Here is a 12,491-nt window from a genome sequence, read left to right on the forward strand (position 1 = left end):
TGATCGTGAACGAGTTTTCATGTTCCGTAAAGCCGGGAATCCGCCGGGCCGGACCGGCCGTGTTACCTTTTTCCCGCCGCCACTCGTCATGGGGATGACGACCGAGAACGAACGGTCGTCAGGCCCACGAGTGAATCGAGAGCAGAATGCTGACCACCATCATGTACACGACGGTCTACGTCACCGACCAGGACCGCGCCCTGGAGTTCTACACCGCGGGGCTCGGCCTGGAGGAGCGCGTCGACGTCCCGGGGCCCGACGGCCGTTTCCTCACCGTCGGCGTGCCCGGCAGCCCGGTGCAGATCCTGCTGTGGTCGCATGCGCGGGCCGCCGGACAGCCGGGCGACGCGGGCGGGGAAGGCGCGCCGGGCCCGCTGATCCTGGAATCCGACGACCTGCGGAAGGACTTCGAGGTCATGCGCCGGCGGGGTGTCACCTTCGAGGAGCCCGAGCCCGTGGACTATCCGTTCGGCGTCCGCGCCGAGGCGGTGGATCCGGACGGCAACCGGATCTCGCTCCGCCAGCAGCGCAGGCCGTGACCGCGCACCCGGCCGGCCCGGTGGCCGAGGCGTTCGAGGCCCAGCGCGATCGGCTGCGCGCCGTCGCCTACCGGGTGCTGGGCTCGCACGCCGACGCCGAGGACGTGGTCCAGGAGGCCTGGATGCGGCTGGTCCGCCAGGACGTGCGGACGATCGGCAACCTGGCGGGCTGGCTGACCACCGTGGTCGGCCGCATCAGCCTGGACCTGCTGAGATCCCGCCAGGCCCACCCCGAGACGGCGTACGGGCAGGAGTTCGCGGACCTGCTGGTGACGCCCGCCGACGAGCCCACGCCGGACGAGCGGGCGGCGCTGGCCGACTCGGTCGGCCTCGCCCTCCTCGTGGTGCTCGACTCGCTCACCCCGAGCGAGCGGCTGGCGTTCGTCCTGCACGACCTGTTCGGGGTCCCGTTCCAGGAGATCGGCCACATCCTGGGCAGGTCCGCCGACGCCGCCAAGATGATCGCCAGCCGCGCCCGCCGCAAGGTCCGGGCCACGGACCGGGCGGCGGACCCCGGCCGTGAGCACCGGGAGGCCGTCGACGCCTTCCGCGCCGCCGCGCTCGGCGGCGACTTCGAGGCGCTGCTGCGGGTCCTCGACCCGGACGTGAAGCTGACCGTCGACACCCCCGGCGGCGTGGTCGTCACCCTGGGCGCCACCGCGGTCGCCGCCGGCGCCCGCATGTTCTCCGGAGAGGTCGCCCGGCAGCGGCCCGTGCTGGTGGACGGGCTTCCCGGCCACCTGTCCTGGCGGGCCGACGGCACCCCGCTGTCCGCCATCGCCTTCACCGTCGCCGGGGGCCGGATCACCGGCATCCACATCGTCGTCGATCCGGCCAAGCTCGCCGCGCTCGACGGGCCCGCCCCGGCCTGAGCCGGTGGTCGTCACGGCGGCCTCCGGGCCGGCCTGAGCGGGTCCGTTCGTGGCCGGACCGGGCTCGGCAAGTCGTGCCGGGCCGGTCGAGCGGTGCGGTGAATGTCGCGTCTGGACCGGTTCACAGGCGGCCCCTACCATGGGCGCGTGCGGCTGAACGTCCTCGGGCCCATGGAACTCGTCGTGGCCGGGCAGGCCGTACCGGTCGGGCCGCCCAAGCAGCGGGCCCTGCTCGCCCTCCTCGCGATGCACGCCGGCCGCGTGCTGCCCACCGACCTGCTGGCCGACCGGCTGTGGGCCGGTGACCCGCCGCCGAGCGTCCAGGGAAGCCTGCAGGTGTACGTCTCCAACCTGCGCCGGCGGCTGGAGCCCGGCCGGCGGCCGGGCGCGACCCCGGCCGTCCTGGTCAGCGCCGCCGACGGCTACGGCCTGATGACCGGCGGGCTCGGCCTCGACACGGCGGACTTCGGGACGCTGGTGTCGGCCGGCTCCGCCCACCTGGCCGCGGGACGGCACGAGCAGGCGGCGGCCGCCCTCGCCGAGGCGCTCGGCCTGTGGCGCGGCGACCCCTATGCGGACGTGCGCGCGCAGGACTGGGCGCAACCGGAGATCGGCCGCCTGGAACAGGTCCGGCTGGACGCGGTGGAGGCGCTGGCCGCGGCCCTGCTGGAACTGGGCCGCCACACGGACGTGGTGGCGCGGCTGGACCCGTTCGTCCGCGAGCACCCGCTGCGGGAGCGCGCCTGGGAACTGCTGGTGCTGGCCCATTACCGCGCGGGCCGGCAGGCGGCGGCCCTCGCATGCCTGCGCGGGGTGCGGGACGTGCTCGCCGGGGAACTGGGCATCGACCCGGGGCCGCGGCTGCGGGAGCTCGAAACCGCCGTGCTGCGCCAGGACGCCGCCCTGTTACCGGCGAACCGCCCCGCCACCACGCCGGCATCCCCGCCGTCCCCGCCGCGGATGCCGGTGCGGACGGCGGCGCCCAGGGCCGACGATCCCGCGCCGGACCAGCCGCTGTTCGTCGGCCGGGAGAGCGCGCTGGAGTTCCTGACCGAGGCGGCCGGGGCGGCGTCCGCCGCCGGGCAGGTCGTGCTGGTGGACGGCGAGCCGGGCGTCGGCAAGACGAGCCTGCTGAGACGGTTCCGCGCGACCGCGGGCGTGCCGGTCGGCTGGGGGGCGAGCCCCGACCACGAGACCGCGCCCGCCCTGTGGCCCTGGGAACGCGTCCTGCGCGACCTCGCCGCCGCGGCCCCGCAGGCCGCCCTGCCCGGCGAGGTCGGCACGCTTCTGTCGGGCGGTCCTGAGGCGGTCCCGGCGTCCGACGCGCAGGGGGCGCGGCTGCGCTTCTTCGAGGCCGTCGGCGCGTTCCTGGCCGCGGTCGGCCCGGCGGTCGTCGTGCTGGAGGACCTGCACGCGGCCGACGACGCCACGCTGCGGCTGCTGGTCCACGTGGCCGCCACCGCCCGGCCGGGCCTGCTGCTGGTGGCGACCTTCCGGCGGCACGAGGCGTCGGCGCTCACCGCCACGCTCTCGGCGCTGTCCCGGCTCGGCGCGCGCCGGCTCGGGCTGGACGGGCTCGCCACCCAGGAGGTGCGCGCGCTGGTCAAGGAGATGTCCGGCCGCGATCCGGGCGGGGACGGGGCCGAGGAGCTGCGCCGGCGCACCGCCGGGAACCCGTTCTTCCTCGCCGAGCTGGCCCGGGCGGGCGACGGGCTGCCGCAGGGCGTCCTGGACGTCGTGCTGCACCGGGTGGCGGGCCTGGGGGAGGAGGCGGCCCGCGTGCTGGAGCTGGCCGCCGTGATGGGCGACGAGTTCGAGGCGGTCGTCCTGGCCCGGGTCGCCGGCGGGACGGTCGGCGACCTGCTGCCGCCGCTCGACGCGGCGCTCGGCGCGGGGCTGGTCCGGGAGTCGTCGTACCGGCTGGGCGGCTACGAGTTCGCGCACGCCCTGGTGACCGACGCGTTGTTGTCGCGCCGGTCGCGGCTGTGGCGGGCGCGGGTGCACGAGCAGGTGGCGGCCGCCCTCACCGCCGTGCACGGCGACCGGGACGACCGCGACGACCGCGCGGCGGTGATCGCGCGGCACTGGCTGGCGGCGGCGGAGCTGGGCGCGGAGCCCGCCCGCATGGCGATGGACTACGCGGCCCGCGCCGCGCGGGCGGCCCTGCGGCGGCACGCGCCCGACGACGCGGCCGTGTCCTGGCAGGAGGCGCTGGCGGCCGCCGAGCCGGCCGGCGCGAGCGCGGCCGAGCGGTTCGAGCTGGCCGTCGGGCTGGCGGAGAGCCGTTACGCCGCCGGCCGGTTCGACGAGGGCTACGAGGCGGTCGAGCAGGCGCTCGCCATGGCCGGCGACGACCTGGACAAGGCCGTCAGAGCCGCCGACATCGCGATGGGACACGGCATCTGGGTGCCCTTCCGGTACGGCGTCGACGTGGCCGCCGTACGCGACGCGGCGGACCGGGCCGCGCGCGAGCTGCCGCCGTCCACGCCGGCCTGGGCGACGGCGCAGGCCGTCCGGTCCGTCGTGCTCGCCCAGACCGGCCGCGAGGACGAGGTCGCCGCGGTCTCCTCGCGGGCCGTCGCGGCGGCCGAGCGCCTGGACGACCCCGCCCTGCTGCGGCGCGTCCTGCACCTGCGGCTCATCGCACTGCAGGGACAGGACTTCGTCGAGCAGCGCGCCGGGACCGCCCGCCGCCTGCTGGCCGAGCCGGACCTGTCGCCCCAGCTCAGGGTGATCGCACAGCTCCACCTCGTCTCCCACCACGTGGAGCACGGCAGGGTGCGGCAGGCCCGCGACCTGCTGGCCGAGATCGGCGCGCTGCTGCGCGACCTGCACAGTCCCACGCTGGCGCTGCAGGCGGCGGTGGCGCACGTGGGGCTCGACCTGTTCCAGGGCGTCGCCGACCCGGCCCGGCACTTCGAGCCCGTCAGGGCGATGTTGTCGTTCGCCGACCTGGCCTACTTCGAGCTCAGCATGCTCGCCGGACGGGCCGAGACGATCCTCCAGGAGGACCGCCTGGGCGAGGAGGCGGCCTGGCTCGGGGAGATGGCCCGGCACACCGGCCTGGCGGGGCCCGCCTACGCCCTGGCATACGCGCTGGCGGAGCTGGGCGAGCCCGAGCGCGCCCGGCGGATCCTGCGCGAGACGCCCATGCCGCCGCGCGACTACCACTGGGCGATGGCCGCCATGTGCCGGCTGCAGGCGGCGATCCGGCTCGGCGAGGCGGACGTCGTCCGGGAGGTCTACGACGCGTTCCGTCCGTTCGCCGGGCTGCTGCACGTGAACGGCGCGTGCACCACCGTCGACGGCGCGTACGACGGCCACCTGGGCGAGGCGCTGCTGGCGCTCGGTGACCGCGAGGGGGCCCGCGCCCACCTGACCGAGGCGGTGCGCCAGCTGGAGCGGGCCGGCGCCGCCTACTGGCTGACAAGGGCCCGCCAAGCCCTCGCCAAGTGCACGTAGAGGCGCGGCGCGCACGCTGTTCCCGACACGTGAGGGAACAGACTGATGATCACACCAGAACACCTGACCGGCTTCCTGATGATGCACGCCGGTTTCCGCGCCGAGTTCGGCCGCCTGGCCGAGGCGTGCGGCGACCCGCGTGACGACGCGCACGAGGAACTGATCGAGGAGCAGCTCGCGCTCGTGCTGGACATGCTGCACGCCCACCACTCGCACGAGGACGCCACCCTGTGGCCCAAGCTCACCGGCCGCGCCCCGCAGGCGGCCGACGCGCTGGCCGGGCTGGAGTCCGAGCACTGCCTGCTGGACCCGCTGATCGAGGCCGCCGCCGACCGCGGGACGCCCCTGGCCGGGCGCGCGGCGACGCTGCGGCGGCTGCACGACCTCGTCAACGAGCACCTCGACCACGAGGAGCGGGTCGCCGTGCCGCTCATGCTCGCCCACCTCACCCCCGCCGACGTCGAGGCCGACCGGCGCCGGGCGATGGACGACTTCGGCCGCCGCCGGGTCCCCGTCATCCTCGGCTGGCTCGCCTCCAGCGCCGACGCCCGCCTGCTCGCGGCGTCGTACGCGGACCTGCCGGTCGTGGCCCGGCTGATGTTCCGCCTGTTCTGGTGGCCGGCCTACCGGCGGCGTTTCACCCGCCTGTACGGCACCACCCCCGCCGACATGATCCTGGAGCCGTGATGACCGCATCCGCACCGACCTTCTCGCCGCGCCGGGCGGCCGAGGTCTTCGGCCGCGCCCTGGTCTGCGAGTACGCCTCGCTCACCCGCGACGGCCGCCCCGTCACCTGGCCCGTCACGCCGTACGCCGGCGCGGGCGGCACGATCGACGTCAGCACCGGGCTCACCTACCCGGACAAGGCCGAGCGCGCCCGCCGGGACCCGCGCGTCGCGCTGCTGTGCTCCGGCGCGGAGGGCGGCGGGCCGGAGCGGGCGCCCGTCGTCCTGGTGCAGGGCCGGGCGACCGTGCTCGACGCGGACCTGCAGGCCGGCACCGACCGGTACGTCCGCGAGTCGCCGGCCAAGACCGGCGCCGGGTTCGCCGGGATGCCGTGGTTCCTGGTGAAGCGGCTGGGCTGGTACTTCGCCCGCATCTGGGTGGAGGTCACCCCCGAGCGGATCGTCTGGTGGCCCGAGGGCGACCTGTCCAGGACGCCCGAGATCTGGACGGGCCCTGCGGACGTCGCCGTGCCCGCCTCCGATCCCGCCCCCACCGGCCCCCGGCTGCCGAGCCGGTCGGTCCCGCCGGCGGACTGGCGGCCGTTCGCCGGCCGCGCCGCCCACCTGGGCGAGCCCGTCGTCACCATGGTGGCCGACGGCATGCCGCTGGCCGTGCGCACCCGCTCGGCCGTACGGACCGAGGCGGGCTTCGACCTGCTGCTGCCCGCGGGCGTCCAGGCGGCCGACGGGCCGGTGTGCCTGACCTTCCACCGGCACGGCCAGGCCATGGAGTGGCAGGAGAACGTCGTGCTGGTCGGGCGGGCCACCGGCGCGGGCGACCGGCTGAGCGTGCGGGTCGAGCGGGCGCTCAACGACTGGAGCCTCGCCGGCAGCCGCCGCGAGCGCAGCCGCTCGTTCCTCGGCCAGGGCAGGATGCTGAGGAAGCGCCTGGAGGCCGAGGCCGCCCGCCGCGGCCAGCCCGTGCCCCGCGTCCGCCGCCCGCGCGACTGACGCCGCCCGCCGGTCCCCGGCCGGCGCGGCGCCCCTACGGGGTGAGGATGCTGATGCCCAGCATGCGCGCGCCCGTCTCGGTGCGCGGGCGATGCGTGCTGCCCGGCGCGAACACGACGTAGCTGCCCGGTCCGAGCCGCTGTCCCCGGTCGATGAACTCGCCCGAGATCACGTAGTAGCGTTCCTCGCCGTCGTGCACGTCCACCTCGGGCCATTCGGTGCCCGGGGCGAAGTCGTACATCCAGCCGCGGGCCCGGTCGGTGGCGGGCAGCCGCCGCCGGACGATCCCGGGGACGACCTCGACGGGTTCGACCTCGTCAACGTGCAGGATCTGGACGTCGTTCGCATCTTGCGTCATGACCCCATCGTCGCGGCGGACGTCGCCCCCGCCCAGTGTCTGGATTGACGTCTACGGGTATTTTTCTGCCATGACTGTTCAGCGAGTGGTGGCGCTGGTCCTGCCGCCGCAGTCCACGTTCGAGCTGGCGTGCGCGGCGGAGGTCTTCGGCGTGCGCCGGCCGGGTCTGCCCGCCCGCTACTCGTTCCAGGTGTGCGCCGAACGTCCGGGCGCCGTGCCGACCCTGGCCGGGTACGACATGGCGGTCGGCGCGGGCCTGTCGGCGCTGGAGGCCGCCGACACGGTGGTGATCCCCGGATGGCACCGCCGCGACGACCCGGCGCCGCCCGCCGTGATCGACGCGATCCGGCGGGCCCACCGGCGAGGCGCCCGGATCGTCACGATCTGCTCGGGCACCTTCCTGCTCGCCGAGACCGGACTGCTCGATCGGCGCAGGGCGACCACGCACTGGCGGCTCGCCGCCGAGCTCGCGGACCGTTTTCCCGACGTACAGGTCGAACCGGACACGCTGTACATCGACCTGGGCGACCTCGCCACCAGCGCCGGCACCGCCGCCGGCATCGACCTGTGCCTGCACCTGGCCCGCGCCGACCACGGCGCGGCCTACGCCGCGCACATCGCCCGCCACATGGTCATGCCCCCGCACCGCGAGGGCGGCCAGCTGCAGTACAGCACCGCGCCCACCGGCGACCGCCGGCCGGAGACGTTGGCGCCGCTCCTCGACTGGGCCGCCGAACGGCTGGACGAGCCCCTCACCCTCGACGACCTCGCCGCGCGGGCCGGAATCTCCCTGCGGACCCTCGCCCGCAGGTTCGCCGGGCAGCTCGGCGTCAGCCCCGGCCGGTGGCTGCTCCAGCAGCGCGTCACGGCGGCGCGGGCCCTGCTGGAGGAGACCGACCTCCCCGTGGAGACGATCGCGGTCAGGGTCGGCCTGTCCTCGGCCGCCAACCTCCGCAGACGTTTCCACTCCCTGGTGCACACCACGCCCGCCGCCTACCGCCGCTCGTTCGGCGATCACGACGGCGACGTCTCCTCGCGACCGTCCCCCGTCAGGGGCGGGGTTCGTCCGCCCACGCCACCGGCGTGACCTCGCCGCTCTCCCGGTCCGAGCGCAGGATGCCGTAGGCGACCGTCCGGGTGGTGCCCTCGATCCGGGTGATCCCCGGCCCGCTCGCCCTCGGAGACCACCCAGAAGGTCCGTTCGTCCGCGTCGTCGTGGTGCCCGTCGGCGACCCGCCGCCGGACGGCCTCGGCCTCCGGCCGCCGACATGGAAGGGCCACTCCTCGCCGGTCAGGAAGGCGGCCAGGTCGTCGACATCGTCAGGGACGAACCGGATGAACGCTGCTGTCATGATGCAGCCTTCCATCAGATCCCCGCGATCGGCCGGATCACCGGCCCTGCGCCTGCCCGGTGACACGCTCGACGGCCTGGACGGCGACGCCGGGCTGGTCGACGTAGATGTAGTGGCCGCTGTCGGCGGCCGTGCTCAGCCTGCTGCGGCCGGACAGCGCGAGCCACTTGCGCTGGCCCGCCGCCCACGCCCGCTCCAGGCGCGGCCCGTACTCGGGCAGGGCCTCCAGGTACGGCTTGCCGTGCCTGACGACCTCGACCGGGATGTCACCGGCGGAGCGGACCGCGCCGTCGGCGATGACCAGCTTCTCCGGGTTCTGCCCCTGGAAGATCGCCAGGTTCTGCGCGCGCAGCTCGGCCGCCGGCCCCTTGGCGGACTCGGGGATCGCCTTCTCGATGTCGTTCATCATGGTGGGCGGGGTGGCGTCCAGCAGGACCAGCCCCTTGACCCTGTCCTGGTGGTCGGGGGCGTACCGGGCGGCGATCAGCCCGCCCAGCGAGTGACCGGCCAGGACGACCGGGGCCTTCCCGGCGACGCGGTCGAGCACGCCGGTCAGGATCCTGCCGCTGCCGGCCAGGTCCTGCGGGCCCTCCGGCTGGTCGCTCGCGCCCGCGCCGAGCCGGTCGTAGGAGCAGACCCGGTGCCTGCCGCTCAACGTCTTCTGCAGGGACGCCATCTTGTCCAGCCCGTCGCCGCCGCCGTGCATCAGGACGACGACCGGCCCGCCCTCGACCGGCTCGCCCGAGCAGGACACGTTCACCGACCGGCCGGCCACGGTGATCTTCTCGGTGCCGGAGATCGGCGCGGCCCCGGACGTCGGAGTGGAGGCGGCGAAGGGGTCCCACTTCTCCATCGCGTCGCCGTCGCAGCCGGCCACCCCCGCGCCGAGACCGATGCAGCACAGCGCGGCCGCGACGGGTGTCCTGATCTTGGCGAGCATGAGGTCCTCCAGTGAGCCGGCCGCCGCCGCGAGGGCGACGCGCACGGCGGGGGTGTGAACGGGAAAGGCCGACGGAACGCCGCGGCCGCCCGGCAACGCTACGGACCGGACGGCGCCGGGATCGTCACCGCAGGGTGGACATTCCCCGGTAGCTCGCACGGGGGACAAAGGGGGCTTCTCGGCACCCGCACGACCGTGGTCCCGCTACGCTCGCCCGGTGATCGATCTGGGGCGGGCCGCGGAGGTGTGGCGGCGGTGCGACGTCGTGGTCCGGGACTCGCCGTTCGGGCTGCTGGTGGCCGTCGCGTCGCTCCTGCCGGGCCTGCACGACAAGGGCACGCAGGTGGGCGACCTGCCCGCCCGGCCCTTGGACGCGGTCGCTCTGGTGGCGATCGCCCTGGAGTGCCTGCCGCTCGCCGTCCGGCGGCGGTGGCCGGCGGTGTGCCTCGCGCTGGTGTCGGCCGGCTTCGTGCTCGACCAGCTGCGGGGCTACCACCTGTTCGCGAGCAACGTGCTGCCCGTCGCGCTCATCAGCGCGGGCGCCCATCTGGAGCGGTTCCGGCGCGCCGCCGTGGTCCTCCTCTCCCTGGCGTACGTGCCGCTGGCCCTCGCGCTCGACCGGCTCGGCGCGGACGAGCGGGTGGAGGGGTACGTGGTGTTCTACCTGGCGCTGGCCCTCACCTGGGGCATCGGGGCCCGGCTGCGTTCCGCCCGCGCCGCCGAGGCGGAACGCCGCCGCCACGTCGCCGAGGCCACCCGCGCCGCCGAACGCACCCGGATCGCCCGCGAGCTGCACGACGTCGTGACGCATCACGTGACGGCGATGGTGGTGCAGGCCGAGGCCGCCCGCTACCTGACCGCCGTCCCCGAACGTCTCGACGCGACGCTGAACGCCGTCACCGACACCGGCCGGCGGGCCATCGCCGACCTGCGGCACATGCTCGACCTGCTCAAGGCCGACCACGACCCCGACGGCCTGCCGTCCGCCGCCGACCTGCACACCCTCGTGGAGCGGACCCGCCGGGCGGGGCAGCCGGTGGAGTTCGCCGAGGAGGGCAGCCGGGCGGAATCGGCGGGCAGCGCCGAGTTCGTCACCTATAGGGTCGTCCAGGAGGCCCTGACGAACGCCCTGAAACACGCTCACGGCAGCCCGACCGCGGTCCAGGTGCGCTACGGCGAGAAGGAGATCAGCGTGGTGGTCAGCACCCACGGCACCGGCTCCCGGGCCGCCGCTCCCGGCGGGAGCGGGCGGGGCCTGGCCGGGCTCCGCGAGCGGGTGGACGCCCTCGGCGGCGAGTTCAGCGCCGGCCGGCAGGCGGGCGGCGCCTTCGTGGTGCGGGCCCGCGTCCCCGCGGGCGGCCCGGCGTGAGCGCGCCGATCCGGGTCCTGGTCTGCGACGACCAGGCGCTGATCCGCACCGGCTTCGCGACGATCATCGACGCCCAGCCCGACCTGGAGGTCGTGGGGGAGTGCGGCGACGGCCGCGCCGCCGTGGACCTCGCCCGCCGGCTGCGCCCCGACCTCGTCGTCATGGACGTGCGCATGCCGGTGCTCGGCGGCATCGAGGCCACCCGGCTGCTGGCCGGCGCGGGGGTCGACGACCCGGTCAAGGTGCTCGTGGTGACCACGTTCAACCTCGACGAGTACGTCTACGAGGCGCTGCGCGCGGGGGCCAGCGGGTTCCTGCTCAAGGACGCCCCGCCGGCGCAGCTCCTGCACGGCATCCGCACCGTCGCCTCGGGCGCCGCGCTGCTGGCCCCCGAGGTGACGCGCCGGCTGGTCGGCCGGTACGCGGCCCGCATCCGTCCCGCCCGGCCGCCGTCCGGGGAGACCGCGCTGACCCCGCGCGAGCTGGAGGTGCTGCGTCTCATCGCCGACGGCCGGTCCAACAGCGAGATCGCCGCCACGCTGGTGATCAGCCAGGAGACCGTCAAGACGTACGTGTCACGCATCCTGGCCAAACTCGGCCTGCGGGACCGCGTGCAGGCGGTGGTCTACGCCTACCGCCGGGGCCTGGCGACCTGACGCCTCACAACGGCGCGGAGTCGAGGGGGATCGGGCGGAACATCTCCGGCTCGTCCTCGGGGGTCAGGGCCGTCGGCCCGAAGATCCAGTCGACGAACGCGTAGTCATGGACGTCGCGCTCCCGCAGCAGGGCGTTGCGCTGCAGTCTCCGGACGCCCTCCAGATGCCACAACGCGCCCCACGCCCTTGCCGTGCCGACCACCCGGCGGCAGTGCTCGGGCCGTACCGCCTCGTAGGCGGCCAGCGCCCGGTCCCAGTCCACGTCCGTGCGGCCCTCGGCACGCTGGGCGGCGACGTGCTCGCCGAGCACCCAGCCGTCCTCGATCGCCATGATCGCGCCCTGCGCCATGTACTGCAGCGGCGGGTGCGCGGCGTCGCCGAGCAGCGCGATCCGCCCGGTGACCCAGGTCATGATCGGGTCGCGGTCGAACATCCGCCACCACCGGTCGCGCCACATCAGCGGCAGGCCCTGCTGGACCTGGTCGCAGGTGCCCTCGAACGCCGCGTCCAGCTCGTCGGGGGTGCCCCAGTCGTCCTGGCCGGCCAGCGCCTTCGGCGACTCGAAGACGGCGACCTGGTTGAACGTCTCCGCCCCCCGCAGCGGGTACTGCACGAAGTGGCAACGCGGCCCGACGTACACGACGACGTCCTTGTCGTGCACGTCGTTGCCGGCGACCTGCTCGAACGGCACCGCGCAGCGGTAGGCGACATATCCGGAGTTCACCGGCTCGTCCTGGACCAGCAGCTCGCGGGCGATCGAGTGCAGGCCGTCGGCGGCGATCACCACGTCCGCCTCGTCCACGACGCCGTCGGCGAAACGCACGCGGGCGCCGCCGTCGACGTTCCCGTACCACGTGCAGCGGGCGTCGGTGAGCAGCTCGACGCCCGCCCGCTCGCAGGCGCGGAGCAGGATGCCGTGCAGGTCGCTGCGGTGGATCACCAGGTAGGGGTAGCCGTAGCGGCGTTCGACGTCGCGCAGGTCGAGCCGGGTCAGCTCGGCGGCGTCCAGGGCGTCCTTCATGACCATGGTCTCGGGCAGCACGCCGAGCGCGGACGCCTCGGCAAGCAGGCCGTAACGGTCCAGGATGCGGGTGCAGTTCGGGGCGAGCTGCAGGCCCGCGCCGACCTCGCCGAACGACGAGGCCTGCTCGTACACCCGGACCCGCAGGCCCTGGCGGACCAGGGCGAGGGCGGCGGACAGGCCGCCGATGCCGCCCCCGACGAGGATCACGTCGGCACGGGTGGAGGGGAGGGTGCCCATCAGATC

The 12,491-nt window shown here is 75.2% G+C and carries 12 protein-coding genes; 8 read left to right on the plus strand and 4 right to left on the minus strand.

The annotated features are described in order from the left end of the window. The first annotated feature begins 146 nt into the window (after positions 1-146). From ACNF49_RS28555 to ACNF49_RS28575, 5 genes are all read left to right on the plus strand, one after another. On the plus strand, positions 147-539 hold the full coding sequence (locus tag ACNF49_RS28555) for a VOC family protein (protein ID WP_482939368.1): 393 nt from the start codon (positions 147-149) through the stop codon (positions 537-539). Beyond that, positions 536-1,411, plus strand: a complete 876-nt coding sequence (locus ACNF49_RS28560) for a sigma-70 family RNA polymerase sigma factor (protein WP_357984585.1) — start codon at positions 536-538, stop codon at positions 1,409-1,411. The genes ACNF49_RS28555 and ACNF49_RS28560 overlap by 4 nt, the downstream gene beginning before the upstream one ends. A gap of 147 nt (positions 1,412-1,558) precedes the next feature. Then, the gene (locus ACNF49_RS28565) at positions 1,559-4,873 is read left to right on the plus strand and encodes an ATP-binding protein (RefSeq protein WP_482939369.1); all 3,315 of its coding nucleotides are present in this window, start codon (positions 1,559-1,561) and stop codon (positions 4,871-4,873) included. A 45-nt stretch (positions 4,874-4,918) separates the two neighbouring features. Beyond that, a complete protein-coding gene (locus tag ACNF49_RS28570; RefSeq protein ID WP_357984579.1) occupies positions 4,919-5,560 on the plus strand; it encodes a hemerythrin domain-containing protein in 642 nt (213 codons plus the stop codon). Further along, positions 5,560-6,549 carry a pyridoxamine 5'-phosphate oxidase family protein gene (locus ACNF49_RS28575; protein WP_482939370.1) on the plus strand — a complete coding sequence of 330 codons (990 nt, stop codon included), beginning with the start codon at positions 5,560-5,562 and terminating at the stop codon, positions 6,547-6,549. Before ACNF49_RS28570 ends, ACNF49_RS28575 begins: the two co-directional genes overlap by 1 nt. Positions 6,550-6,583: 34 nt before the next feature. Here the strand turns inward: ACNF49_RS28575 and ACNF49_RS28580 are convergent, their stop codons facing one another. Next, entirely contained in the window at positions 6,584-6,907 is a 324-nt protein-coding gene (locus tag ACNF49_RS28580; RefSeq protein ID WP_358009935.1) for a cupin domain-containing protein, read from the minus strand. A 70-nt stretch (positions 6,908-6,977) separates the two neighbouring features. Here ACNF49_RS28580 and ACNF49_RS28585 point away from each other — a divergent pair, with 70 nt between their 5' ends. Further along, positions 6,978-7,994, plus strand: a complete 1,017-nt coding sequence (locus ACNF49_RS28585; protein ID WP_482939371.1) for a helix-turn-helix domain-containing protein — start codon at positions 6,978-6,980, stop codon at positions 7,992-7,994. Here the strand turns inward: ACNF49_RS28585 and ACNF49_RS28590 are convergent. Together ACNF49_RS28590 and ACNF49_RS28595 are read right to left on the minus strand one after the other, a co-directional pair. Then, a complete protein-coding gene (locus ACNF49_RS28590; RefSeq protein WP_482939372.1) occupies positions 7,957-8,259 on the minus strand; it encodes a hypothetical protein in 303 nt (100 codons plus the stop codon). The genes ACNF49_RS28585 and ACNF49_RS28590 overlap by 38 nt on opposite strands. Before the next feature lie 37 nt (positions 8,260-8,296). After that, positions 8,297-9,244, minus strand: coding sequence for an alpha/beta fold hydrolase (locus ACNF49_RS28595; RefSeq protein WP_482939373.1), 948 nt, complete (start codon positions 9,242-9,244; stop codon positions 8,297-8,299). Between the two features lie 172 nt (positions 9,245-9,416). Here ACNF49_RS28595 and ACNF49_RS28600 point away from each other — a divergent pair, with 172 nt between their 5' ends. Both ACNF49_RS28600 and ACNF49_RS28605 read left to right on the plus strand, forming a co-directional pair. Beyond that, positions 9,417-10,568 (plus strand): sensor histidine kinase, encoded by a 1,152-nt coding sequence (locus tag ACNF49_RS28600; RefSeq protein ID WP_482939374.1) that lies wholly within the window; start codon positions 9,417-9,419, stop codon positions 10,566-10,568. After that, the gene (locus ACNF49_RS28605) at positions 10,565-11,224 is read left to right on the plus strand and encodes a response regulator (RefSeq protein WP_357984558.1); all 660 of its coding nucleotides are present in this window, start codon (positions 10,565-10,567) and stop codon (positions 11,222-11,224) included. The genes ACNF49_RS28600 and ACNF49_RS28605 overlap by 4 nt, the downstream gene beginning before the upstream one ends. A 4-nt stretch (positions 11,225-11,228) precedes the next feature. Here the strand turns inward: ACNF49_RS28605 and ACNF49_RS28610 are convergent, their stop codons facing one another. After that, entirely contained in the window at positions 11,229-12,485 is a 1,257-nt protein-coding gene (locus tag ACNF49_RS28610; protein WP_482939375.1) for an FAD-dependent monooxygenase, read from the minus strand. Between the last annotated feature and the right edge of the window lie 6 nt (positions 12,486-12,491).

This window comes from Actinomadura sp. ATCC 39365 (genome assembly GCF_054392275.1).